This window comes from Halobaculum sp. MBLA0143, from assembly GCF_041361465.1.
Lineage (GTDB): Archaea > Halobacteriota > Halobacteria > Halobacteriales > Haloferacaceae > JAHENP01.
The window spans coordinates 831,303-855,500 of sequence record NZ_JBGKAC010000001.1 but is presented as its reverse complement, the minus strand read 5'-3'; the positions used below and the strand labels follow the sequence as shown (position 1 = coordinate 855,500).

The window sequence follows — 24,198 nt, the reverse complement described above, 5'->3', positions numbered from 1 at the left end:
CTACTCCGGAGCGAGCACCCGGGTGATCCGGTCGCTCGCGTCCGGCGCCGTCGCCGCGAGCCCGGCGACGGCGTCTCGCATCGCCGTCTGGAACGACGCCGGTCCGGAGACGGAGCCGAACTCCTCGGCCGCGGCGGCCTCGCCCGCGAGCCCGAAGGCCGCCGTCGCCGCCAGCGCCCCCCGTTCGGCCGGCAGCGCCGCCAGGAACGCCGCCAGGGTCGCACCGAGCGTACAGCCCGTCCCGACCACCTCACCCATCTCCGGCGTGCCGACGGCGACCTCGTAGGCCGCGTCCGTCGTGGCGACCACGTCGGTCTCGCCGGAGGCGACGACGACCGCGTCGGACTGGCGGGCGCAGGCGACTGCCGTCTCCGCGATGTCGTCGTAGTCGCCGACGGACTCCACCCCCCGCACCTCGGCGTCGGCGCCCGTCAGCGCCGTTATCTCGCCGTAGTTGCCACAGATCGCCGCGACGCCGTGATCGGCCAGCGTCGCCGACACACGGTCGCGGGTGTCCGTCGCGCCGGCGCCGACCGGGTCCAACACGACCGGGACGTCGTGGTCGCTCGCCGCCTCGCTGGCCGCGAGCATCGTCTCCTCCTGGCTCGCCGTGATCGTGCCGACGTTGAGCAGGAGTCCGCCGGCGACCGCGACGAGTTCGTCCACCTCGCGTTCGTCCTCGGACATCACCGGGAGCGCACCCCAGTGGTCGACGGTCTGTGCCACGTCCGCGACCGTGACGCGGTTGGTGACGGCCGTCACGAGCGGCGCCGTCTCCGCGACGGTCGCCAGCGCGTCCGGGAGGTCGACGGGTGGGTGGCTCACTGCTCTGGCCCCCCGGCCCGCGTCGCGCGGCGCTCCCGGCCGGTCTCGACCGCCTCCCCGAGCGACGCCGTCGCCGCCGCGGGGTCGTCCGCGCCGGTGATCGCCGAGATCACGGCCACGCCGTCCGCGCCGGCCGCGACCACGTCCGCGGCGTTGTCGGCGTCGATCCCGCCGATCCCGACGATCGGGACGCTCACGGCGTCGGCGATTGCTCGGACTCGTTCCGTCCCGATCCCCGACTCCTCGTCGTCGACGTCTTTCGAGCTCGTCTCGAAGACGGCGCCGACACCGAGGTAGTCTGCGCCGGCGGCGACGGCCGCCTCCGCGTCGGCGACGGTCGAGACGGACCGGCCGATCAGCGCGCCCGAGCCCAGTTGCGCTCTGGCGTCGGCCACCGGGAGGTCCTCGTCGCCGAGGTGGACGCCGTCGGCGTCCGCGGCGGCGGCCACGTCCACGCGGTCGTTGACGATCAACGGAACGCCCGCCTCGGCCGTCGGCTCGCGGAGCCGTCGGGCCAGTTCCAACCGTTCTCGGGCCGACCGACCCTTCTCGCGCACCTGCACCACGTCTACCCCTCCCTCGAGCGCCGCCGCCACGATCTCGTCCGTCGGTCGCCCGTCGGAGAGGGTCGCCTGGGTCACGAGGTACGTTCCGTATTCGACTCGCATCTGTGAGTCGTCGGTACCACGCCGACATACCACTGACGATTGCGGCGGTGAGCGGCGGGAGGTTCCACCGGCACGCACGCGGAGCTCTGGGTGCTGTCGTGCCCGGGAGGCGTTCCGACGACCGTGGCACGCGCCGGGCGCTTATCGGAACACGGGGAGAACCCACGGAACTGACCGGAACACCGCAGGTCGGGGGCCACCCCGGCACGACGGCACCGGCGACGGACGACGCCGAACGGTCACTCCTGTCGGCGTTGGCGGTCGCGGTCACGCCCGTGGTGGTGTCGTCGTTCGCGGTCCGCCCGGGCGTCGGGCTCGCGGTGTCGTTCGTCGGCCTCGCGGCCGTCGGGCTGGACGCGGCCCGCAGGTGAGACTTCTCGCCGCCGCGCGAGGAGAACGCCCGGGGTTGAGGGTCGGGGACGGTGACCGTCGTCCGTGACTACACCTGGAGACGAGCCGACGACCGTAGCGGCACAGCTTCGTGGGCTGGCGGCTGATCTCGGCGCCGGCGGCCCGCTGACACTCGACCTCGGGGAGGGGTCGGCCCGACTCCACCCCTCCGACCCCGTGAGACTGGAGTTGGAGCGTGACGGCCGACGCCGGCAGTTGGAGGTGACGCTCGCGCCGGTGACCGACCACGCCGGACCTACGCCCACCGCGAGCGACACGACGGGCGGCGACGGGGAGCCGGCCGGCGGGGAGAGCTGAGACCGACAGCCTCGTGTCGTCGCCGCCCCACCGTCCGGTATGGAGTTCACTGCAACGGTGCGGGAGGTTGCGTCCGTCGGACCGGAGACGGTCGCGGTGGAACTGTCGGCTCCGGAGACGTTCGACGCGAAGCCCGGGCAGTTCGTCAAGCTGACCGCGACCGTAGACGGCGAGTCGGTCTCGCGGTTCTACACGGTGTCGTCGCCGGAGACGGCCGGCGGCTTCCAGACCACCGTGGGGGTCGGCGGCGGCGACGGCGACGGTCCGGACTTCGCCGGCTACCTCGCGGCGCTGTCGGCGGGCGACGAGCTGGCCGTCGCCGGCCCGTTCGGCGAGGAGTTCTACGAGGAGGAGTCGCGGGCGGTCGTGCTGGCCAGCGGACCGGGCGTCGGCCCGGCCGTCGCCATCGCCGAGCGGGCGGTCGCGGCCGACAACGAGGCGGCGGTCGTCTACCGCGACGACGCGCCGGCCCACGAGGACCGACTGGCGGCGCTGCGGGAGGCCGGCGCCGCCGTGACCGTGACCGACGGCGCCGTCGGCGCGGCCGTCGCCGACGCCGTGGCCGGCGGCGACGGCGAGCAGGCGTTCGTCTACGGCTTCGACGACTTCGTCGCGGAGGCGGAGGCGGCCCTGGAGGCCGCGGGCGTCGACCCGGCGACGGCGAAGGTGGAGAACTTCGGCTGAACGGTCCGACGCCTTTTCCCGTCGGGTCGGTGTACGGCGGATCGTGAACCCGCGCCGTCTCCTCTCCGTGTTGGCGGGGCTCGTCGCCGCGACGGGGCTGCCGTACCTCGTGTTCGCCGCCCTCTCCGTCGTCTGGGACCCCGAGGGGTCACCGGCCGACAAGCGACGCGACCACCGCCCGACCGTCAGTGTCGTGTTGCCGACGTACGACGAGGCGGAGATCGTCGAGTCGAAGCTCCAGTCGATCTGTTCGTGGGACTACCCGATGGAGCGCGTGGAGGTGGTCGTCGTCGACTCCAGCGACGACGACACCCCGGAGATCGTGGAGTCGTTCTTCACGGACCGGGTGACGCCGTCGCTCACGCTGATCGAGGAAGACGAGCGCCGTGGGCTCGCGGTCGCGTTGAACGAGGCGTACGCCGCCGCCGAGAACGAGGTGATCGTGAAGACGGACTGTGACTCCCGGGTCGCGGCCGACGCCGTCCGGGAGGCCGTCGCCAACCTCGCGGACCCGGCGATCGGCGCCGTCACCGGCCGGAACGCCGAGGTGTTGGGCGGCAGCGCCGTCGAACGCGGCTACCGCGACGTGCAGGCCCGGATCCAGACGCTGGAGTCGCACCTCGACTCCACGTTCGTGTTCCACGGTCCGTTCTCGGCGTTCGAGCGGGACGCGGTCGTCCCGGTGGACGACGACTCCATCGCCGACGACACGGAGCTGGCGCTGCGGATTCGCCGCGGCGGTGACCGCGTGGTGTTCGACCCCGCGATCAGGTACATGGAGGCGGCCCACTCCGAGTTCCGGAAACGACGCCGCCAGAAGGACCGCCGCGCGATGGGACTGGTCCGGCTGCTGTGGCGCCAGCGCGACGCCCTGTTCCGCCCGCAGTACGGCCTGTACGGTGCGGTCGTCCTGCCGTTCAACTTCTGGGCGACCGTCGTCTCCCCGTGGCTCGTCGCCGGCGGCGTCGCCGTCGCCACGCTCGCGGGGCTCGCGCTCGCCGGGCCCGTCGGGCTCGCAGTCCCGCTGGCGGTGTACGCGTTCGTCCTCGCCGGCTCCCGGGACGCGCTGGGTGACCTCCAGCCCGTCTACTCGTTGTTCGACACCCAGGTGTCGCTGTTCCGGGCGGCGTTGAAGCTGCTCGCGGGCGAGGGTGACGGCACCTGGGAGGTAGACGCGGAGCTGCGGGAGGCGTACGACTGAGCCGTGCGGATCTGTCTCGTCACCCACCGCTACCCGCCACAGTCCGGCGGCGTGGAGACCCACGTCAAGGCGGTCGCCACGCGGTTCGTCGACCGGGGCCACGACGTGACCGTCGTGGCCGCCGACGCCGGCGACGACGGCGCACGGCGGGAGCGGCGCGACGGCGTCCGGGTGCGTCGCGTCCGAGCGTTCGCCCCCGGTGACAACCTCTACGTCGCCCCCGGGGTCGTCGCGGCCGTCCGGCAGTGCTGTCGGTCGTGGAACCCGGACGTGGTCCACGTCCACAACTACCACGCGATCCCGTTCGCGTTGGGTGGACTCACCGCCGCCTACGAGGCGGTGCCGGTCGTCGCCACGCCACACTACCACGGCGGGAGTGACGACACACTCCGCGACCGGCTGTTGGCCGTCTACCGACCGCTGGGGGCGGCGACGCTCCGGCGGGCCGCGGCGGTGTTGCCGGTCGGCGACTGGGAGCGACGGCAGTTGGCGACCGACTTCGGCGTCGAGGGGACGGTCGTCCCGAACGGCGTCGTCCGCGAGCGGTTCCAGTCGGCGACGCCGGCGTCGACCGATCGCCCCTACCTCCTGTCCGTCGGTCGGCTGGAGGCGTACAAGGGCGTGCAACACGCCGTCGCGGCGCTGGAAGTGCTCCCGGAGTACGACCTCCGGGTGGCCGGCGCGGGGCCGTACCGGGAGACGCTGGCCGAGCGGGCGCGGGCCGCGGGCGTGGCCGACCGCGTCGAGTTCCTGGGGTACGTCGCCGACGAGCGGCTGCCAGGGCTGTACGCCGGCGCGGCGGCGACGGTCGCGCTGTCGACACACGAGGCGTACGGACTGACGGTCGGGGAGTCACTGGCGGCGGGCACGCCCGCGGTCGTCCGGACGGCGGCGGCGTTGTCCGACTGGACGGGCGACGACGGCGTCGTCGGCGTCTCCGAGGTCGACCCGTCGACGGTCGGCGAGGCCGTCCGGACGGCCGTCGACGGGCCGGCGCCGGACCCGACGGCCGTCCCGACGTGGGCGGAGACGACGGACCGGCTGCTCGCCGTCTACCGCGACCACCGGGACTAAGCGCCGACGGGGCCGACAGGCGGGCGTGCGAGTCACGGACTACGACCTCTACCACGCCCCGCCACGGTGGCTGTTCCTCCGGCTGGAGACTGCAGACGGCCTCGTCGGCTGGGGTGAGCCGGTCGTCGAGGGGCGCGCCCGGACGGTGGAGACGGCCGTCGAGGAGCTGTTGGAGACACACGTCGTCGGCGAGGACGCCGGGCGGATCGAGGACCACTGGCAGACGATGTACCGCGGCGGGTTCTACCGCGGTGGACCGGTCCTGCTGTCGGCGATCGCCGGGATCGACCAGGCGCTGTGGGACCTGAAGGGGAAACGGTTCGGCGCTCCCGTCTACGAACTGCTGGGCGGTCCGGTGCGGGACCGCGTCCAGGTGTACCAGTGGATCGGCGGCGACCGGCCGGCGGACGTCGCCGACGCCGCCCGCGAGAAGGTCGCGGCCGGCTTCTCGGCGGTGAAGATGAACGCGACGGCGGAGCTGGAACGGCTGGCGTCGCCGGCGGCCGTGGAGGCGGCCGCAGACCGACTCGCGGCCGTCCGGGAGGCGGTCGGGCCGGACGTCGACGTGGCGGTCGACCTCCACGGCCGGGCGTCGAAGCCGGCGGCCAAACGGCTCGTCGCCGCCTTAGAGCCGTACGATCCGGCGTTCGTGGAGGAGCCGGTGGGGCCGGAGCAGACGGCCGAACTCGCGGCGGTGGCTGCCCACACCACGACGCCGGTCGCGGTCGGCGAACGGCTGTACAGCCGGTGGGACTTCCGGGAGGTGTTGGAGACGGGCGCCGTCGACGTGGTCCAGCCGGACGTGTCACACGCCGGCGGAATCACGGAGGTGCAGAAGATCGCGGCCGCCGCCGAGACACACGACGCCGCGCTGGCCCCCCACTGCCCGCTCGGACCGGTCGCGCTGGCGGCGTGTGTCCAGGTGGACGCCGTCGCGCCGAACGCGACGATCCAGGAACAGAGCCTGGACATCCACTACAACGAGACGAGCGACGTGTTGGACTACCTCGCGAACCCGGACGTGTTCGCGTTCGACGACGGCTTCGTCGACCTGCCGACCGGTCCCGGGCTGGGGGTCGAGGTGGACGAGACGGCGCTCGCGGCGGCGCCGGAGCCGGACTGGCACAACCCCGTCTGGCGCCACGACGACGGCAGCCTCGCGGAGTGGTAGGGCGCCGGCGTTCCAGCCGCCCGGGAGCCGCACCGGACTGTTTCACCCCCGGGCCCCGTCTGTCGGTGTGTTCGACACGAGCCGCCGACCGATCGTGCTCGTCTGGGAGGTGTCACGCGCCTGTGACCTGGCGTGTGACCACTGTCGCGCGGCGGCGACGCCGGCACGACACCCGGACGAGCTCGGGACCGCGGAGGGGAAGCGACTGTTGGAGGCGGCCGCCGCGTTCGGCGACGGCCAGATCGTGATCCTGTCCGGCGGCGACCCGCTGAAGCGGCCGGACCTGGCGGAGCTGATCGCCCACGGGACGGACCTGGGACTGCGGCTGGCGCTCACTCCCAGCGGCACCACGTCGCTCACCCGCGAGCGGCTGGCGCGGCTGGCCGACGCCGGGCTCGCCCGGCTCGCGCTGTCGTTCGACGCCGCCGACCCGGCGGTCCACGACGGCCACCGGGGGGAGTCGGGTGTGTTCCAGGAGACGCTCCGGGCGGCGCGGTGGGCCGACGATCTCGGCCTGGAACTCCAGGTGAACACGACCGTCTGTGAGCGAACCGTCGACGAACTCCCGGCGGTTCGGGATCTCGTCGCCGAGTTGGGCGTGACGCGGTGGGCCGTGTTCTTCCTCGTGGGCGTCGGCCGGGGGGAGACGCTGACGCCCGTGGCCCCGGAGCGGACCGACCGCGTGTTCGACTGGCTCCACGACGTGCGGGCGACCAGCGAGTTCGCCGTGAAGACGACGGAGGCACCGGCGTTCCGACGTGTCGACCTCGAACGGCGGGGTGTCGACCCCGCGAGCCTGACGCCGACACGCGGGCCGCCGGCGACGCGGCCGGCGGCCCGCGCGGGCGACGGGTTCGCGTTCGTCTCGCACGTCGGCGAGGTGTACCCCTCCGGGTTCCTGCCGGTCTCCGTCGGCAACGTCCGCGAGGCGTCGCTCGTGGAACGCTATCGAGAGAGTGACCTGTTCGAACGGCTGCGGGACACGGGGGCGCTGACCGGGAAGTGTGGCGTCTGTCCGTACCGGCAGGTGTGTGGCGGGAGTCGCTCGCGGGCGTACGCCGAGACGGGCGACCCGCTCGGGCCGGACCCGTCGTGTCCGTACGAGCCGCCGGCTGTCGAGGGGGAAGCGAGCACGGAGGGGAACTGACCCGATCAGACCTCGTAGCGTGCGAACTCCGTCGCCTCGCAGGCGGGACAGGCGCCGGTGTCCTCGTCGAGCGTCCGGCCACAGTTGCGACACTCGATCAGGACTTCGGCGTCGTCGCCCGAGAGCAGTCCGTCCAGTCTGTCGATCACGTTACGTTCCAGCCACAGGAACGGCACGAGGATAAATCCTGTCCGTTCGCGCTGGAAGTGACTCTCGACGCCCGAGGAGTGTGGGAAAGTTTACCCGACGGCCGACCGACCGTGTCGAGTATGTCCGGACACGCTCGCGCCGCCGGGCGCCCGGGCCGCCGGGGTGGTGTGTCGTGACGCTGTACGCCACGCTCGTTCCGACGGCAGACCGGCCGACCTCACACGTCCGGCTCGGGCGCACGCAGCTCGGCGGTCGGCTCCAGAAGGGTGACGCGGTCGCTCTCCGGGCGGACGACCACTCCGTCTTCTTCCGGGTGGATCCGGTGGACGACCAGCTCGCGAACGGGATCGACGACGAGGTCCACGTCGCCGAACCTCTCGCCGAGCGGCTGCTCCCGCCGCCCGAGGCCGGGGAGATCCGTGTCGAGACCGTCTCTCCGGGGGTCGTCCCGGAGGCCGACCGGGTGGTCGTCGACCCCGGGAGCAACGACCCGACTGATCTCGCGAGTCTCCTCCGTGACCGGGAGGCGTTCCTCCACCGCGGCACGGAGCGGTACGACATCGAGTCGCGTGCCGGCGAGACTGGCGTCGTAGAGTTCACCGTGACGGAGACGGAGCCCGAAGACCCGACCGTCCGGGTTGGACGGCGCACTCGGATCGAGTTCACGGGTGACGCCGGTGAGACGGCGTCGCCGACCCCCGCGACCGTCGAGGCAGTGTTGGAGGAGGCCGACGCCGTCGAGCGGCGACTCGACGAGATCCAGACCGCCGTGGACGACCTCCGCGGGACGGTCGAACGGCTCCGGTCGCGGGTCGACGAGGAGACGGAAGCCGACGACGAGGCGTAGCTCGACGGCTACTCGGACAGGAGGATGTACCCGGCGGCGGCGACAGCCACGAGGACGGCGAACAACCCGAGCGTGACGACCGGGGAGCCGACGGTCACTTGCAGCCCGACGGCCAACAGGAGAGCACCGACGGCGAAGCCGCCGACGAGCAGCGTGCCGGAGTCCGGGCGGCTGTCGGCGACGGCGGCGGCGACCTCCGCGACGGGGGGCGGCTCCTCGTCGTCCGGCTCTGTTCGTGGCGGCTGGTCGTCCGACTCTGCCCGTGGCTGCTGGCCGTCCGACTCCGCTCGTGGCGCGCGACCGTCCGGCGCCGCGAGGTCCGGGTCGACCTCCACCGCGCCGGAGGTGGCGGACGTCACCGTCACCGGGACACTCTCCTCGATGGAGCCGTGGCCCGTGACGACGGTGAGCCGACCGGCGACGGACTCGTCGACGGCCGCCACCTCCACGTCGACGAACTTGCGGTCGCCCGGCTCCAGGTAGTGGTTGGAGCTGACCGTCTCGGCGACCCTCGCCAACGGCCCCTCGAGCCTGAGGTGGACGTGGACCGGGGCGTCGGCGTTCTCCAGCCCCACGCGGAAGTCACCGACGGTCTCGAACCGCTCGGGCAGACTCACCCCGTTGAGGCGGTCCCGGTTGAGCGCGACCGACAGTGTACCGCGACGTGACACGTCCGGAGATTCTCGGCGTGGAACAAAAAACTTCGTCCCGAAGCGCGGGCGGTCCGAGCTGGCTCTCTCGGAACCCGAAATCGCCCGACTGCGGACGGATTGACTACGCTTCCTCGCGCATGTCCGGCGGCAAGAGGTTCGGGATCCCGTCTTCCACGGGGTACGTCTCACCACACTCGACACAGACGAGTTCGCCGGCGACGATCTCCCCGTCCTCGTGTTCGGCACCCTCCAGCTCCAGGTCCGCCTTGTCGACCGGGCAACAGACGATGTCCAGCAGCGACTCCTTCATGCTCGTCACAGTAGCCCGGGCGGGACAAAAGCCTACGGTTCCGACACCGGGGGACGGGACCGCTACGTGCACTGTCTTCGACCACGGAGCGTCCGTTCACCGTGATCTTCGACGACAGTGGTCGACGGCGTGGTGCAGGCCCCCGACTCACACGTCTCGGAACGCCGGCGGCGTCCGGCTCCAGTCCCACTCCAGGTACCGGACCGTCGGCGTCGCCGCCTCGTCGATCAGGTCGTAGCGAGCGAGCAGTTCGCGGACGCCGGCCGGTCCGCCGAAGTCACCCCGGAACCACCGGCACAGCGCCGGCACCCTGACGACGTTCGCCTCCGGGTCGTGATCTACCGTCGCCTCCAGGTAGCCGGCCGCGGCCAGATCCAACTCGGCGTCCACGTCGCGCGAGTACGCCGCGATGGGGGGACAGGAGGCGGCCCCACAGTTGAGCGCGAAGTGGACTCGCGGGTCCGGCTCCGGGAGCGCGTGCCGGCGCTCGAAGCCGGACGCCAACAGTCGCGGGACGTAGCCGAGGCCGTACTTGCTCTTGGCCCGGAGCAGTCCGTGTTCGACGTCGTCCAGCGACAGCGTCGCGCCGGCGACGCGGACGGCGTCCGCCCGGAAGAAGCGCCACCTGCTCCGTTCGTACAGTTCCCCTCGGTCGGCGAACAGCGTCTGGGTCGCGGCGTTGTACACGTTCAGCCAGAACGCCGTCCGGGCGTCGACGGAGAGTGCCGACAGCGCCGACTCCGACAGCGCCGCGAGCCGCCGTTCCGCTTCGTCGGTCGGCTCGTCGCGTCGCACCGCCAACAGGAACGACCGGCTGGCGGCCAGTGGGTCCGTCGCCGTCGTCTGTCCCTCGGTCACGGGTGAGTAGAGACGCTCCAGCCGGGAAAAGCCCACTCAGCCGTGCGCGAGCAGTTCGAGACCCCAGGCGGCCCCGACGGCGACCGCCGTCGACACCATGGCGGTGACGCCCGGCAGCGGCGACTCCTGGCGGGTGAACGTCCGCGTACCCCAGGCGATGGCCGGGAGCGGCAGGAGGTGGGCGACGAGCACGGGCGTCGGGAGGCCGACGGTCAGGTGGACCGTGGCGACGCTGACGGGGTACGCGGCCGCGACGGCGAAGAACAACCGACGGAGCCGAGCGGGCGACAGCCGGGTGGCGAGCGTCCGCTTGCCGACGGCGGCGTCGCCGTCGCGGTCGGGCCACTGTGTCGTGAGGAGGCTCAGCGTCGTCACCACGGTGAACGGAACGAAGAGGGCGACGTGGTCGAGCGTCGGGGTCGTCACGACGGCGACGGCGTACACGGGCAACAGGAGCGCCCCCAAGAGTGCGTTCGTGAGCGCACCGAGGCCGCGCCAGGCCAACTCCAACGGGGGCAGCGAGTACTCCCAGCCCCCCACCAACACGACCCCCAACACCGCGAGCGCCCGGAGCGGAACGCCCAGGCTGTACGCCAACAGGCCAGCCGGCAGGGTCGCGGCGGCGGTGGTGGTCGTCGCCCACCGGGCAACCGACCGCGGGAGGTCGTACTCGTGGAGCGCGCCGCTGCCGCCGGAGAACTCGCTGCCGGTCGACAGCGCGTCCGTCTCGTAGTCGGCGTACTCGTTGGCGTAGTGGACGGTCGCCGTCGTCGCCGCCAGCGCGACCAGTCCGCCGACGGCCCGGGAGAGGTGAGCCGCCAACGGCTCGCCAGCGGTCACCGCCGCCGCCGCCAGCCCGACACCGTAGAGGAACAGAATCAGCGCCGCCTGGTCGGGCCTGAGCATCTGCCACAGTGCTCGGGGCACCACGAGTCGCGAGCGACTCTGGACGACACTGCCTCCGTCCGGTCTGGCGTCCCCGTCCGACTCACTGTCACCACACTCGTCGTCACGCCCGGCGCCGGCTTCGACGCCTGGCCGTCTGTCTGTCGCCACCGTTACGTAGACGTTCGAGGGCGTATTCAAATGCATTTCCCATTGGTTCGCGCAGTGTAACTGTGTGTAGATGGACGTGTTTCCGTTCGAAAGGGCCGGCGGCGCCGTCCGAGCGACTACCGCACCGTCGTGCGATCTGCTCGGCGACGACCGATATCAGATTTCTTACACTCGTCGGGAGAACGTCAATCCTCGTCCAGGCATGCCCGGCAGTCGGCCACTAACTCGTCGATGTCGGGGCGGTCAGACGGCGTCGACCCGGGGTACGTCGTCGTGACGGTCGGGCCCGTCTCGTCGAGACGGACGACGACCGCCAACGGCATCCGGCCGACGAGGTCGAAGACGTTGCCGAGGACGCCGAAGCGGCTGGGTTGGTCGTACTCGTCGCCGACGGCGCCGCCGGGGTCCGCCAACACCGGGTACGGCAGCTCCACTTTGGCCTGCCACTCCCGCGTCCGGTCGACGGACTCCGGGAGCACGGACACCGGGAGCGCGTCCAGCTCGCGGAACTCCTCGATTCTGTCGGCCACGTCCGCCACCTGGTCGCGGCAGTTGCCACAGTAGTAGTCGCGCTGGAACAGGACGACGAGACTCGCCTCCGTCTCGGCGGCCGCCATCGGGGTGAACGGGTCCGGACCCGGACCGACGTTTCGAAGCTCGAACGCCGGCGCCGCCTCCGCCCCGCGTGTCGTGTCACTCACACCGTCCGTAGGCGGGGCAGGGACAACTGGCTGGCGGTCGTGCTCGTCACGCGACCGACCGTCACTCACAGCCGGCGACGAAGTTCTCGACGAGTCGTTCGCCGGCGTCCGTCAGCACGCTCTCCGGGTGGAACTGCACCCCGACGTGCGGCTCCGTCCGGCTCCTGACGGCCATCACCGTCCCGCGGTCGTCCGCCGTCCGGGCCGTCACCGACAGCGACGACGGTACGTCGTGGGGTGCGACACAGAGCGAGTGGTACCGCCCCACGTCGACCTCCGGCGGGAGCCCCGCGAACACCCCTTCACCGTCGTGTGTGATCGCCGACGGCTTCCCGTGGACCACCTCCGGCGCCGACCCGACGTTGCCGCCGGCCGCGGCACACAGCGCCTGGTGGCCCAGACACACCCCCAGTGTCGGGTACGACAGCTCCTCGAACACCGGGATCGACACCCCGGCGTCCGCGGGCGTTCCCGGGCCCGGGGAGACGACGATCCCGTCCGGATCCAGTTCCGCGATTCCGGCCGTGTCGATCCGGTCGTTGCGCCGGACCGTCACGGACGCGAACTGTCCGAGGTACTGGACGAGGTTGTACGCGAACGAGTCGTAGTTGTCCACGACGAGAATCTCCGTCACGACCCCTCACCCCCGTCGCCAGCTGGGGCGTCCAGTTCGTCCGTCTCGTCGCCTGCCGATACGTTCGGTTCGTCCATCTCGTCGCCTGTCGATACGTTCGGTTCGTCCGTCTCGTCACCCGCTGACGTTCCCGTCTCGTTCGGTCCGACGATGTCGAGTGCCGCCGCGTCCAACCGGTCGTCCAACGCCGACACCAGCCCGCGGGCCTTCGCCAGCGTCTCGTCGTACTCTCGCTCCGGCTCGGAGTCGTGGACGATCCCCGCGCCCACCCGGAGGGCGTACTGCTCGCCAGTCCGGACGAGCGTCCGGATCTGGATGTTCAGCGTCGCCCGGCCGTCGAAGCCGAACAGGCCGAGCGACCCCGTGTACGGCCCGCGACGCGTCGTCTCCAGTTCGTCGATTATGTCCATCGTCCGCGGCTTGGGCGCGCCCGTGATCGTCCCGCCGGGGAACACCGCCGCGACCCCGTCCGCGAGCGAGCGGTCCGGCCGCTCTGCACCCTCGACCAACGACACGAGGTGCATCACCTCGCTGTAGCGGTCCACCCGACGGTACTCCGGCACCGCGACCGACCCCGGAACCGACACCTTCCCCAAGTCGTTTCGCTCCAGGTCCACGAGCATCGCGTGCTCGGCGCGTTCCTTCTCGTCGTTCAGGAGGTCCGTCTCCAGCGCCGCGTCGGCGTCGGTCGTCTCCCCACGGGGCCGTGTCCCGGCGATCGGCTCGGTGACGAGCCGCGCCGTCGCCGAGAACGACTCCCCGTCGACGGCCACCGTGTCGTCGTCGACGGGCTCCCGCCGGAGCAACAGCTCGGGGCTCGCGCCCACTAAGTCCACGCCGCCGAACTCCGCGAGCCCGGAGTACGGCGCCGGGTTCACCCGCCGGAGCGCGGCGAAGGCGTCGACCGGGTGGACCGCGGCCGGCGCCGTCAGCCGGTGGCTCACGTTCGCCTGGAACGTGTCGCCCGCGCGGACGTACTCCCGCACCGCCCGCACCCGGTCGGCGTACGCTTCCCGGCCCACGCCGCTCTCGAACCGAACCCGGTCGGCCGCCGCCGGCGGCGCTCCGACCCCCGGGTCGCCAGTCTGGATTCGGTCGGCCAGCGACCGCACGGCCGCGACCGCGCGGTCGTAGCCCGCGTCCGGGTCGTCGCCGACCGGCGGGCTCGCACACAGCCACAGGTCGACGGAGTCGTCGTACAGCGGCTCGTCGTCGCCGGCGGGACACTCCCAGGCCGCCAGCGCGTCGTAACGCGCCGCCTGGAGCCGCGGCAGTCCTCGGTCGTCGGGGGTCCCCCCCGGCAGCGTCTCTAGCTCCCGGGCCACGTCGTACGACAGCCAGCCGACCGTCCCGCCGGGGTACGGCACCGGACACTCCCCCCGTCGGAGCTCCCCGGCGTCCAGAAAGCCGGACAACGCCGCGAGCGTCGGCGACGGGTCCGCGTACTGGCCGTGGCCGTCGGGCTCGCGGCTCCGTGGCGCCGCCGGCGCCCGCACGGTCAGTCGATCCGTCGGCGTCACTCCGAAGTAGCCCCAGCCGGACTGGACCCCGCTGGTCTCCAAGAACACGCTCCAGTCGTCGCCGCGGGCGCGGCGGTAGGCGTCGAACGGGTCCGCGACCTGGAGACGCCCGACCACCGGCACGCGGGCCGACGGCGGGCCGTCGGCCGCGAGCCGCCGGTACGTCTCGCGGTCCGTCGTGAGTCGCATACGACAGTTCGGCGTGTCGGCCGAATGTGACTTCCGGTCGCGGCTACGTCGCCCCGTGGTCGGCCGCCCGCTGGATCCACGTGGACACCCGTTTCTCCGACAGCTCCGTCGCCGACGCGACCGTCTCGGCGTCCGTGGCCGCCAGCTCCGCGACCGTCTCCACGCCCGCGTCGGCCAACCGGTCGGAGTACGCCGGACCGATCCCGCGAATCTCCGCGACCGGTACGTCCTCCGGCTCCGCGGTGTCGTTCGTGGTGTCCGTGGCGTCGTCTGCCGTCTCCTCGGTGTCGTCTGCCGTCTCCTCGGTGTCGTCTGCCGTCTCCTCGGTGTCGTCTGCCGTCTCCTCGGTGTCGTCTGCGACTGTCTCCGGAGAGTCCCCTCCCGCCGCCTCGTCGTCTCTCGGTTCGGCAGCAGTTTCGTCGCCGTCTGCAGCCGTGTCGTCCGCCGCGGCGTCGTCCGTCGTGGTGTCGGTCGTGTCGTCGTCCGTCGCGGTGTCGGTCGTGTCGTCGTCCGTCGCGGTGTCGGTCGTGTCGTCGTCCGTCGTGGCGTCGTCCCCGCTCGTCTCGTCCGTCTCGACCGGCTCGTCGGCGGGGGCGGCCGCGCCGGCGTCCGTCCCCTTCACCGCCGCCTCCGTCTCGGTTGCCGGGGGTGCCGTCTCCCTCTCCGGCTCGCGTTCGATCGTCACGGCGCCACTGGCGTCGTCGTCGTCGTCGTCCGCCACTCCGAGGAGGCGCTTGATCCGGTCGATGAGCGACATCCCTGCCTGCTACGGGGAGCCGACATTTGCCTCCTTCGACCGTCGGCGTCCGCCGACGGCGGGCGGCTCCCGTCGTCTGGGACGCTCGAACGCCCCGCTTCCTACTGATTGGGAACCGCTCGACCCTCTTATCGGCGCGTGTGGAGAACGCCGAATCACATGTCACGCATCGAACGCACACCGACCCGCCGGCAGGTGCTGGCTGGCGGCGCGACGGCCTCCGTGGCACTCCTGGGTGCCGCCGAGCCCGCGGCCGCGCAGTCCGGCAGGGACTTCGGGGGGTGGTTCGACGGTGTCTCCAACTTCGACGGAGTCACCGACCGGACCGGCCGCGACGAGGTCACGGTCGAGGTCGGTGTCCAGAACGGGGACGGACCGTACGGGTTCGGGCCCGCCGCCGTTCGCGTCTCCCCAGGGACGACCGTGACCTGGGAGTGGAACGGGAACGGTGGCTCTCACAACGTCGTCCACACGGACGGTGCCTTCGAGAGCGAACTCGTCGCCGACGCCGGCCACACCTTCTCGCACACGTTCGAGGCCGAGGGCACGTACGAGTACTACTGTCGGCCACACCGGGCGCTCGGGATGAAGGGTGCCGTCGTCGTCGGCTCCGGCGACGGCTCCGGCGGCAGCGTCGCCGAGCCGAACTACGAGGGGTGGTTCGACGACGTCGCCAACTACGACGGCACCGTCGACGAACGCGGCAGCGACGGCGTGAGCGTCACCGTCGGCGCCCAGAACGGGGACGGACCGTACGGGTTCGGACCCGCCGCCGTCCGCGTCTCCCCGGGCACGACCGTGGCCTGGGAGTGGAACGGGAACGGTGGCTCTCACAACGTGGTCGGCACCGACGGCACCTTCGAGAGCGAACTCGTCGCCGACGCCGGCCACACCTTCTCGCACACGTTCGAGGTGCCGGGGGTGTACACGTACTACTGCCAGCCGCACAGGGCACTCGGGATGAAGGGCGCGATCGTCGTCGGGGACATCGGCGGCGGTGGCAGTGACGGCGGCGACAGCGCGGCCGCCTCCGGCGGCGGTGTCCTCCCGATGCCGGGCGACTTCCGGGGGTGGTTCGCCCTGTTCGCCGGCGGGATCACGACGGTGGCGGCCGTCGCGGTGTTGGGCGGTGAGGCGTACTCGGGGTACAGGGACATCTCGGCGGCCAAGGAGGCCGCCGCCGGCGGGACCGCGACCGAGGCGCCCGCCGAAGAACACGCCCGGGAGGTCGACGACGACTACGACCCGGTCGGCACGGCCGCGCTCGTCGCCGGTTACTTCGTGTTGATCGGGCTGCTGTGGGTGTTCATGTACTTCGTCGAGTTCCTCACCGGACCGTCGATCGGGGGGTGACACGATGCACGTACACAGATTCGAGAAGATCTGGTTCGGGGCCGCGCTGTTGTTGATCGGGGCGTTCGTCGCCACGATCGTCTACGGCGCCGTCGGCCCGGGGGTAGCGATGGTCGACGACTCCGGCGGCACGATCGACGCCTCCGCCGTCGCCGACGGTGAGTTCGACCGGATGGACAACTTCCGCGAGCCGGGTGTGTACCGCGAGGACGACGGACTCCACGTGTACGTCGTCGCGCGGCAGTTCCTGTTCGAGCCCGGCACGGCCGAGGCGGTCGAGGTGCCCGCCGGCGAGCAGGTGACGTTCCACGTCACCTCCGCCGACGTGACACACGGGTTCAATCTCGCGGGCACGAACGTCAACACGATGGTGATCCCCGGACAGGTGTCGGAGTTCTCCGTCACCTTCGACGAGGCGGGGAGCTACGGGATCGTCTGTCACGAGTACTGCGGGTCGGGCCACCACACGATGGCGGGGTCGTTGGAGGTGGTGCCGCAGTCACAGTTCGACGTCGAGCCCGACACGAGCGACGCTCGGGCGGCGTCGGGAGGGACGGATGGCGACTGAACACCCGGACAACGTCGACACACCGGCGGAGACGCCGACCGACACGGAGGAGTCGTACGGAGACCACGAGGACACGAGCAGTCGACAGGCGTTCGTCGACCGGTTCCCGGACGCCGCCGCGGCCGTGCGGGTCCTGTTTGCCGTCTCCTTCCTGGCGTTCGCCGGTGGGGCGGTCTTCGGGCTGATGCAGGCGCTCCACCGCACGGACGTGCTCCGGATCGTGCCGTCGAGCGACTACTACACGTTGTTGACCGGCCACGGCGTCCTGATGGCGCTCGTGTTCACCACGTTCGGCATCACCGGGCTGTTCCACTGGGCCAACACCAGGAGCCTCGGCGTCTCGCCCACGCGGCCACGGCTCACCTGGGCGTGGGTCGGCACGATGTCGTTCGGCACGCTGCTGGCCGGCGGCACCATCCTCGCCGGCCTGATCGACGAGATTCCGGCCAGCGCCGACGTGCTCTACACGTTCTACGCCCCGCTCCAGGCACACCCGTTGTTCTACATCGGTGCCGCGCTGTTGATCGTCGGGTCGTGGGTCGCCGGCGTCGACTGGTTCCTCCAGTACCGCGAGTGGCGGTCGGCCAACCCGGACGCCCGCATCCCGCTCCAGTCGTTCATGGTGACGACGACGATGCTGATGTGGTACATCTCGACGCTGGGGCTGGCCGTGAGCGTCGTGTTCTTCCTGATCCCGTGGTCGCTGGGGCTGATCCCGAAGGTCGACCCCTTGCTCACCCGGACGCTGTTCTGGTACTTCGGCCACCCGGTGGTGTACTTCTGGCTGTTGCCGGCGTACGTGATCTGGTACACGGTGTTGCCGAAGCTCGCCGGCGGTCGGCTGTTCTCCGACCCGCTGGCGCGTGTCGTGTTCGTGTTGTTCCTGATCCTGTCGACCCCGGTCGGCTTCCACCACCAGTACACCGACCCCGGGATCGCCTCCGGGTTCAAGGCCGTAGCGATGACGAACACGATGCTGTTGCTGTTGCCGTCGTTGCTGACGCTGTTCACGGTGGTCGCCAGCATGGAACACGGGGCCCGCCAGCGCGGCGGGGAGGGGTACTTCGGCTGGCTGAAGGCGCTGCCGTGGCACCGGCCGGCGTTCTCCGGGATCGCGCTGTCGGGGGTCGCCTTCGCCGCCGGCGGCTTCTCCGGCATGATCAACGCCGGGATGAACATCAACTACCTGATCCACAACACGCTGTGGGTGCCGGGCCACTTCCACCTCACCGTCGGGACGGCGTTCGCGCTGACGCTGATGGCGGTGTCGTACTGGCTCGTCCCGCAGATCACGGGCAAGCGGCTGAAGCTCCGCGGGGTCGCGGCCGTCCAGCCGTACGTCTGGTTCGTCGGGATGGTGCTGATGAGCAACGCGATGCACCGCGCCGGGCTGGCGGGCGTCCCGCGCCGGACGGCCGAGCCGGAGTACCAGCAGTTCAGCTACGACGCCGTCGTCGGCGGCGTCGGTGAGATGCAGATCCAGATCGCCGTCGGCGGCACGCTCCTGTTCGTCGCGGCCGCGATGTTCCTGGCGGTGATGGCCTGGACCTGGTTCGCCAGCCCGCCGAACGCGTCGCTGCGCGTCAACGGAGAGCTACCGACGCCGATGTCGACCGCGGAAGACTCCCCCCGCGTGCTGGACAACCTGAAGCTGTGGGTCGGGATCGCGGTCATCCTCGTCGCCATCGCCTACGGGCTGCCGTTGTACTCGATGCTGTCCGACGGGCTGTTGAGCCCGGGTAGCGTCCCGTTCCCGGTGTGACCGACCGATCCCGACACGCTGCGGGGTCACCCCGCGACACACGACACCGATGACGACAGACGACGACGCAGACGAGCCGACGGGGGCGTACGGCGAGGAGACGGACCGCCGCCGGCTGCTGAAGTGGGTGGCGGCTCTGGCGTTCGGCGTCCCGGTCGTGATCGAGGTGATCACGTTCGGCGGGCTGGCGGTGGACGCGTTGTTCGGCGGTGACGACGGCGGTGCCGCGGGGGCGACGCGGACTCCGACCCCGACGGCCGGCCGGGACGCCGTCGGAGAGGGCGACGGGCTCCTCCCGGCGGCCGCCGTCTCCGCGACCGTCGCTCGGTCGGTCGTCCGCGGAGCGACCGACCGGACGTACCTCCTCCGGGTCCAGGTGGACAACTCCACGGACACACCACACGAACTCCGGCTCGGGACCGTGACCCTGTACGACGGGACGACCGTCGCCGGGGAGTCGAGCACCGGAACGATCCCACCGGGCGAGACCGGGGTGGTGACGGGTGCCTGGCGGCTGCCGAACGGGGAGATGCCCCGCCGGGTCGCCGTCACTCTCCTGCGCGAGGACACGGAGACGGTCGCCCGCGAGGTGACGGTCGCACGGCCGCCGATCGAGGGGTGACCGTCGCCGCGACCGGAAAACCGAAACCCGGGGCGTCGTAACCGCAGTACATGGCGTCAGACCGGGAGCGTGGGGCGACGCCGCCGGACTTCCTCCAAGCGGATCCGACGGCCGAGCTCCCGGAGACGACGGACCCGGCGACGGACCGCGTGAGTGGGGTCGAGCTCGGGGGTGACTTCGCGCTCACCTACGGCTGGCTGGACGATCAGTTCGGCCCGACGGCGAGTCGGCTCCGACTGTCGACACACGGCGGCAGCCTGCGTCACACCGGGCTGATCGACCCGGCGGAGTTGGACGAACTCGACGACGGCCTGGCGACGATGGAGACGTTTCCGGAGCCGTACGACACGCCGGCGGACCTGTTGACCGAGTACGTCGCCCGGAAGTACACGCTCGGCCGCCGGGAGTTCGAACGCATCCGGGAGCTGGACGGCCGGCTCCGGCTGTGCCAGTCGTCGCTCAGTCGGCTGGACGAACAGGAGTCGGCGGAGGCGGTCCGAGGGGTGTTGATCACGCTGGGCGAACAGCTGACGACGCTCGGCGCGTTTCTGTTCCAACGCTACGAGACGTTCGAGCCGACCGTGCTGGCGGCGGGAGAACTACCGGCGTTCCCGAACCCGCGACGGGCGGAGGCCGTCCGGAGGGTATTGACGGCGTACGACCAGGCACTCCCACGGGCCGGAGCCACGGAGACCCTGCTCGCGGCGCCGCCCGGCCCCGTCGACGGCGTCGCCGACGCTCGGGAGACGCTGGCGCGGGCCGGGGCGGCCGTGTTCTACGCCCGGTGGGACGCCGCCGTCGACGCCTGCTGGCCGTTGGACGTCGGCCAGTACCGCGTGGAGTTCGGCGAACCGAGCCCGGAGACCGGGATGGAGTCGCTGACGGAGTACCGCACGGAGGGAATCGTCAACGACCTGCGGGCGTTCGACGAGAAGCTCGCGGAGAGCGCAGACCGGTTCCACGACGGCGCGTACCTCGACCAGTTCCGGCAGATCGTCGACCGCTACCGGGAGGTGCTCGGTGAGATGTCGGGGGCGTGACCGGTCGTCGATCTGTCAGTGTCGACACAGATCCGGAGTCTCGGTCGGGTGAGACGGCCGTCGTCCGGTGGTCCTCGGCCAGTGGTGCACCGTGAGGCATTTGACCGGGCGGCGGTTAGCGGGCGACAGCGAATGAACGACCAGTCGGACCCGGCCGCCGGCAGTTGGTTTCTCGACAGCTCCCCGACGGCCGCGGTGACCGACGAGACGGATCCGGCGACCGCCCGTGTGATGGGAGTCGAGCTCGCGGACGACTTCGGGCTGGCGTTCGGCTACCTGGACGACCTGTTCGAGCCGGCCGCAGACCGGATCAACCTCGCCACTCACGGGGAGCGGTTCCAACACAGTACGGTGATGGACGACGACGTGTTGGCCGATCTCAACCGCTCGCTGGGGGCGATGGGGACGTTTCCGGAGCCGTACGACACGGCGGCGGATCTGTTGGCCGAGTACGTCGCTCGGAAGTACACCCTCGGTCGCCGGGTGTACGACACGGTCGACCGACTCGCCGACGAGATCGCGGAGTGTCGTGACACGCTCACTCGGATGAAACGTCAGGAGACGAAGACGGAGACCCGTGCGGTGATGATCCCGTACGGCGACCACCTCCTGGAGTTGGGGGCGTTCCTGTACCAGCGCTACGAGACGACCGACCCCTCCGCCGTCGACGACGACCGACTCCCGGCGTTTCCCAACCCACAACGGGCGGACCTCGTGGTGAGCGTGCTGTCGGCGTACGACGAGGTGCTGCCGGACGCTGTCGACGCCGGCGACCGGCTGACCCCGTTGTCCGGGCCGTTGGACACGGTCGCGGACGCCCGGCTGGCGCTCTCGACCGCCGCAGTCGCCGTGGCGTACGCTCGGTGGGACGCCTCCGTCGACGGCTCCTGGCCGCTCCCGGTGGGTCAGTTCGACGTGGCGTTCGACGAGCCCAGCCCGGAGACTGGGATGGAGTCGCTGACGGAGTACACCACGGAGGGGATCAGGATCGACAGCCGGGCGTTCGACGGCCGCCTCGCCGAGGTGGACGGGGAGTTCCGCGACGGAACCTACCTCGGTCAGTTCCGGTCGTTGGCCGGGCGCTACGTCAGGACCGCGCGTCGTGTCGCCGGGGAGTAGCCGCGCCAGCGACGACGGCGAGCGGGACGGCGGCGACGAGTCCGGCGGCGACGACGACCGTCAGGACGACCGCGAGCAGCCCGCTCCCGCCGTCCGGCCCGACGGAGGACGCGACCACGACGACGGCGCCGACGACCCAGACGGCGAGCGTGGTGAGTCGTCGCCGGGCGGTGCCCGCGACGGCCGCCAGGATCACCGGGGCGACGCGGCCGGTCGCCCGCAGCGCACGGCCCGGGTCACTCCCGTGGCAGGCGACGGCGATCAGGAACGCCGCTGCGGCACCGGCGACCGTCACGGCCGCGAGCCCGTCGCGCGACCGGAGGCGGGTCGGCCGTCGCCACGCGGTCAGTCCGACCACCAGGTACGGCCCGACGGCGGCGAGCAGCTCCGTCGGGAGTCCACCGCCGGCGACCCCGACCGTCAGCGGCACGCTCCCGACGGCGACGGCGATCAGGAGTCGACGGCCGACTGTCGTCGCCGTCCGGTCTCGGTCGCCGACCCGGAAGACGGCGACGGCGAACCCGGCCGCGAGCACGGCCCCGACTGCGGCCGGCAGCGGACCGACTCGGACGACGGCACGGAGCCACGCGGGCGACAGCGTCGCGGTCGTCGCAGCCGCCGCCACGCCCGGGGGTGTGTCCGGTGGCCCGAAGACGAGCAGCGTCCGGGAGACGGCCGGGCCGGGGTCCGAGAGCGTGACGCGCCGGCCGTCGACGGCCGCGTCGACCGCCTCGCCGCCGGCCAACAGCGTCGTCTCCGACGGTCCGCGGATCCGCACGCGGTCGGTGGCGTCGACGACGACTCCGTCGGTCGGCCGGAGGAACGTCGCCACGAGCAGCCCCGCCTCCCGCCGGCCGGCGTCCGGGTCGCGGAACCGGACGACGACCGTCTGGTTCGAGACGCTCGTCGACAACCCCGGGACGGGCGCTCGAACGGACGGGAGTCCGCGACCGGTGACGGCGTCGGCAGCGACGCTCCGACGGAGTTCCCGGTCGGCGGCGAACGTCCGGGCCGAGCGGTCGTCGACCCGGAGTCTGACCGTCCACGCCGCGGTGCCGTTCCGCGCGAGCGCCACCGTCGCCGTCGCGTGTCGGAGGTCGACGGGGACCCCGGCGTCTGCGGCGGCCGTCTCGAACCCGGCGCACGCGCTACAGATCGGATCTGGCGGCGGCGCGGCGACGGCGGGCGCGACAGCGGGCACGGCGACCACGAGGAGGAGGGCGACGGCGACGACTCCTCGGGGAGACGGCGAGGGCGGACGATCCATTCCGTCGGGCGGTTGTCGGGGCCCGACATAAGTCTCCTGCCGGCTGTCGCCGTCTCCACGTGTCGCTCACTGTACGTCCGTCTCGTCTGCCGCGACCGGGCCGTCGTCCGTCTCCCGCCAGTAGAACGCCGGGCCGAGCACGGCGTAGCCTACCGCCAGAAACAACAACGCGAACGCGAACGTCTCGCCGACCCGACCGCCCGCCAGCACCGCGACCGCCTGGACCACGCCCATCACGAGCGCGTCCTGCGCGTGGAGGTCCGGGTAGGCGATGGGCGTCACCATCGCCGGCGCCAACACCGCCGCGGCCGCGAGCAGGACCGTCGGGCCGGCGACGCCCGCCAACACCGTCGCCGCGACGACCGTCGCCGACAGCGTCGTCTGGACGCCGTGTGTCGTGGCCGCCGACTCGTCTTCGACGGTGTAGACGGCGAGTCTGACGACCGCGAACGCGACGTAGGCGGCCGCGACGACCAGGACGGGCGCCGCGGCGCCCGGTGACGCGGCCGGCGACGCCGGCAGCGCGACCGCGACGACCAACAACGCCGGCGCGACGCCGAAGGAGGCCACGTCCGCCAGCGAGTCCAGGTGTGGACCGACGGCCGTTCCCCCGAACTTTCGGGCGAGCACGCCGTCCAAGCCGTCGGCGACGGCCGCCAACAGGACGAGCCGCGCCGCGACCGCCGTGTCCACGGTGGCAGCGACGGCCGCCAGCAGCCCCACGACGGCGTTCGTCACCGTGACGGCGTCGGCGAGGCCCAGCCGGCTCAGGAACCGGGGGCGGGACATACCCGTCCGGTCGGTCACCGGCGGTAAACCCCTTTCCATCTGGCGACTCTCCCGCTCGCCGGGGGAGACCGCGCCCCATTTACCGGTCGAACTCCTCTCTCTGGTATGCAGCGACGCCGTCTCCTGGCGGCCGTCGGCGGAGCCGCCAGCCTGTCTGCCGGCTGTCTCGGACTCGGCCCGGACGACGACGCCGACTACCAGGTGGGGATGACTGCACAGGCGTTCCGGCCCGCCGAGATCACCGTCTCCGTCGGCGAGACGGTCGCCTGGCGCAACACCTCCACCCGTGCACACTCCGTCACGGCCTACGAGGAGTCGATTCCCGACGCGGCCGACTACTTCGCCACCGGCGAGTTCGGCTCCGAGCCCGCCGCCCGCGAGGCCTGGGACGACAACCGGGGTGTCATCGTCAACGGCGAGACGTACGAACACACCTTCCAGGTGCCCGGCCGCTACCCGTACTTCTGTATCCCCCACGAGACTGCCGGGATGCTCGGCACGGTCGTCGTGCGGGAGTGAACGGCG

Annotated in this window: 28 protein-coding genes; 15 read left to right on the top strand and 13 right to left on the bottom strand. The window is 71.8% G+C overall.

All coding sequences use genetic code 11. The annotated features are described in order from the left end of the window. Positions 1 to 825 (bottom strand): hydroxyethylthiazole kinase, encoded by an 825-nt coding sequence (thiM, locus tag RYH79_RS04480; RefSeq protein WP_370896656.1) that lies wholly within the window; start codon positions 823 to 825, stop codon positions 1 to 3. Continuing rightward, positions 822 to 1,493 (bottom strand): thiamine phosphate synthase, encoded by a 672-nt coding sequence (thiE, locus tag RYH79_RS04475; protein ID WP_370896654.1) that lies wholly within the window; start codon positions 1,491 to 1,493, stop codon positions 822 to 824. Before thiE ends, thiM begins: the two co-directional genes overlap by 4 nt. Positions 1,494 to 1,591: 98 nt before the next feature. On the opposite strand from thiE, the gene RYH79_RS04470 reads away from it, so the two are divergent. The 7 genes from RYH79_RS04470 (at position 1,592) to RYH79_RS04440 (ending at position 7,478) form a co-directional block, all read left to right on the top strand. After that, positions 1,592 to 1,864 (top strand): hypothetical protein, encoded by a 273-nt coding sequence (locus RYH79_RS04470; protein ID WP_370896652.1) that lies wholly within the window; start codon positions 1,592 to 1,594, stop codon positions 1,862 to 1,864. Between the two features lie 64 nt (positions 1,865 to 1,928). Beyond that, positions 1,929 to 2,201, top strand: a complete 273-nt coding sequence (locus tag RYH79_RS04465) for an amphi-Trp domain-containing protein (protein ID WP_370896650.1) — start codon at positions 1,929 to 1,931, stop codon at positions 2,199 to 2,201. Positions 2,202 to 2,240: 39 nt separating this feature from the next. After that, complete coding sequence (locus RYH79_RS04460) at positions 2,241 to 2,885, top strand: FAD-dependent oxidoreductase (protein ID WP_370896648.1); 645 nt, start codon at positions 2,241 to 2,243, stop codon at positions 2,883 to 2,885. Between the two features lie 43 nt (positions 2,886 to 2,928). After that, positions 2,929 to 4,086, top strand: a complete 1,158-nt coding sequence (locus RYH79_RS04455; RefSeq protein WP_370896646.1) for a glycosyltransferase — start codon at positions 2,929 to 2,931, stop codon at positions 4,084 to 4,086. A gap of 3 nt (positions 4,087 to 4,089) precedes the next feature. Further along, entirely contained in the window at positions 4,090 to 5,160 is a 1,071-nt protein-coding gene (locus tag RYH79_RS04450; RefSeq protein WP_370896644.1) for a glycosyltransferase family 4 protein, read from the top strand. A gap of 25 nt (positions 5,161 to 5,185) precedes the next feature. After that, on the top strand, positions 5,186 to 6,331 hold the full coding sequence (dgoD, locus tag RYH79_RS04445; protein WP_370896642.1) for a galactonate dehydratase: 1,146 nt from the start codon (positions 5,186 to 5,188) through the stop codon (positions 6,329 to 6,331). A 37-nt stretch (positions 6,332 to 6,368) separates the two neighbouring features. Then, on the top strand, positions 6,369 to 7,478 hold the full coding sequence (locus RYH79_RS04440) for a TIGR04053 family radical SAM/SPASM domain-containing protein (protein ID WP_370900760.1): 1,110 nt from the start codon (positions 6,369 to 6,371) through the stop codon (positions 7,476 to 7,478). A 5-nt stretch (positions 7,479 to 7,483) separates the two neighbouring features. Here RYH79_RS04440 and RYH79_RS04435 read toward each other — a convergent pair whose 3' ends face one another. Beyond that, positions 7,484 to 7,627, bottom strand: coding sequence for a hypothetical protein (locus RYH79_RS04435; protein WP_370896640.1), 144 nt, complete (start codon positions 7,625 to 7,627; stop codon positions 7,484 to 7,486). Between the two features lie 173 nt (positions 7,628 to 7,800). Between RYH79_RS04435 and RYH79_RS04430 the strand changes: the two genes are divergently transcribed. Next, the gene (locus RYH79_RS04430) at positions 7,801 to 8,475 is read left to right on the top strand and encodes a hypothetical protein (protein ID WP_370896638.1); all 675 of its coding nucleotides are present in this window, start codon (positions 7,801 to 7,803) and stop codon (positions 8,473 to 8,475) included. Between the two features lie 8 nt (positions 8,476 to 8,483). Here the strand turns inward: RYH79_RS04430 and RYH79_RS04425 are convergent, their stop codons facing one another. The 8 genes from RYH79_RS04425 to RYH79_RS04390 form a co-directional block, all read right to left on the bottom strand. Next, positions 8,484 to 9,146, bottom strand: coding sequence for a DUF7524 family protein (locus RYH79_RS04425; RefSeq protein WP_370896636.1), 663 nt, complete (start codon positions 9,144 to 9,146; stop codon positions 8,484 to 8,486). Between the two features lie 103 nt (positions 9,147 to 9,249). Continuing rightward, positions 9,250 to 9,438 carry a methytransferase partner Trm112 gene (locus RYH79_RS04420; protein WP_370896634.1) on the bottom strand — a complete coding sequence of 63 codons (189 nt, stop codon included), beginning with the start codon at positions 9,436 to 9,438 and terminating at the stop codon, positions 9,250 to 9,252. A gap of 147 nt (positions 9,439 to 9,585) precedes the next feature. Beyond that, entirely contained in the window at positions 9,586 to 10,296 is a 711-nt protein-coding gene (locus RYH79_RS04415; RefSeq protein WP_370896632.1) for a DUF547 domain-containing protein, read from the bottom strand. Positions 10,297 to 10,332: 36 nt separating this feature from the next. Then, entirely contained in the window at positions 10,333 to 11,352 is a 1,020-nt protein-coding gene (locus RYH79_RS04410; RefSeq protein WP_370896630.1) for a prenyltransferase, read from the bottom strand. 185 nt (positions 11,353 to 11,537) lie between these two features. Continuing rightward, a complete protein-coding gene (locus RYH79_RS04405) occupies positions 11,538 to 12,053 on the bottom strand; it encodes a redoxin domain-containing protein (RefSeq protein ID WP_370896628.1) in 516 nt (171 codons plus the stop codon). Positions 12,054 to 12,114: 61 nt separating this feature from the next. After that, positions 12,115 to 12,687 (bottom strand): anthranilate synthase component II, encoded by a 573-nt coding sequence (locus RYH79_RS04400; protein ID WP_370896626.1) that lies wholly within the window; start codon positions 12,685 to 12,687, stop codon positions 12,115 to 12,117. After that, positions 12,684 to 14,396 carry an anthranilate synthase component I family protein gene (locus RYH79_RS04395; protein ID WP_370896624.1) on the bottom strand — a complete coding sequence of 571 codons (1,713 nt, stop codon included), beginning with the start codon at positions 14,394 to 14,396 and terminating at the stop codon, positions 12,684 to 12,686. The genes RYH79_RS04400 and RYH79_RS04395 overlap by 4 nt, the downstream gene beginning before the upstream one ends. A gap of 43 nt (positions 14,397 to 14,439) precedes the next feature. Then, positions 14,440 to 15,153, bottom strand: a complete 714-nt coding sequence (locus tag RYH79_RS04390; RefSeq protein WP_370896622.1) for a helix-hairpin-helix domain-containing protein — start codon at positions 15,151 to 15,153, stop codon at positions 14,440 to 14,442. A gap of 159 nt (positions 15,154 to 15,312) precedes the next feature. Between RYH79_RS04390 and RYH79_RS04385 the strand changes: the two genes are divergently transcribed. From RYH79_RS04385 to RYH79_RS04360, 6 genes are all read left to right on the top strand, one after another. Continuing rightward, positions 15,313 to 16,506, top strand: a complete 1,194-nt coding sequence (locus RYH79_RS04385; RefSeq protein WP_370896620.1) for a halocyanin domain-containing protein — start codon at positions 15,313 to 15,315, stop codon at positions 16,504 to 16,506. Positions 16,507 to 16,510: 4 nt separating this feature from the next. Further along, positions 16,511 to 17,074 carry a cytochrome c oxidase subunit II gene (locus RYH79_RS04380; protein WP_370896618.1) on the top strand — a complete coding sequence of 188 codons (564 nt, stop codon included), beginning with the start codon at positions 16,511 to 16,513 and terminating at the stop codon, positions 17,072 to 17,074. Continuing rightward, positions 17,064 to 18,836, top strand: coding sequence for a b(o/a)3-type cytochrome-c oxidase subunit 1 (locus RYH79_RS04375; RefSeq protein WP_370896616.1), 1,773 nt, complete (start codon positions 17,064 to 17,066; stop codon positions 18,834 to 18,836). Before RYH79_RS04380 ends, RYH79_RS04375 begins: the two co-directional genes overlap by 11 nt. A gap of 49 nt (positions 18,837 to 18,885) precedes the next feature. Next, the gene (locus RYH79_RS04370) at positions 18,886 to 19,458 is read left to right on the top strand and encodes a hypothetical protein (protein ID WP_370896614.1); all 573 of its coding nucleotides are present in this window, start codon (positions 18,886 to 18,888) and stop codon (positions 19,456 to 19,458) included. 50 nt (positions 19,459 to 19,508) lie between these two features. Then, positions 19,509 to 20,498: a hypothetical protein gene (locus tag RYH79_RS04365; RefSeq protein ID WP_370896612.1), complete on the top strand. Its 990-nt coding sequence runs from the start codon at positions 19,509 to 19,511 to the stop codon at positions 20,496 to 20,498. 132 nt (positions 20,499 to 20,630) lie between these two features. Next, positions 20,631 to 21,617 carry a hypothetical protein gene (locus tag RYH79_RS04360; protein WP_370896610.1) on the top strand — a complete coding sequence of 329 codons (987 nt, stop codon included), beginning with the start codon at positions 20,631 to 20,633 and terminating at the stop codon, positions 21,615 to 21,617. On the opposite strand, the gene RYH79_RS04355 is transcribed toward RYH79_RS04360, so the two are convergent. Next, positions 21,586 to 22,884 carry a hypothetical protein gene (locus tag RYH79_RS04355; RefSeq protein ID WP_370896608.1) on the bottom strand — a complete coding sequence of 433 codons (1,299 nt, stop codon included), beginning with the start codon at positions 22,882 to 22,884 and terminating at the stop codon, positions 21,586 to 21,588. The two genes, RYH79_RS04360 and RYH79_RS04355, sit on opposite strands and share 32 nt — an antisense overlap. Positions 22,885 to 22,950: 66 nt before the next feature. Further along, positions 22,951 to 23,673, bottom strand: a complete 723-nt coding sequence (locus RYH79_RS04350) for a protein sorting system archaetidylserine synthase (protein WP_370896606.1) — start codon at positions 23,671 to 23,673, stop codon at positions 22,951 to 22,953. A gap of 105 nt (positions 23,674 to 23,778) precedes the next feature. Here RYH79_RS04350 and RYH79_RS04345 point away from each other — a divergent pair, with 105 nt between their 5' ends. After that, a complete protein-coding gene (locus RYH79_RS04345; RefSeq protein WP_370896604.1) occupies positions 23,779 to 24,192 on the top strand; it encodes a plastocyanin/azurin family copper-binding protein in 414 nt (137 codons plus the stop codon). The last annotated feature ends 6 nt before the right edge of the window (positions 24,193 to 24,198 follow it).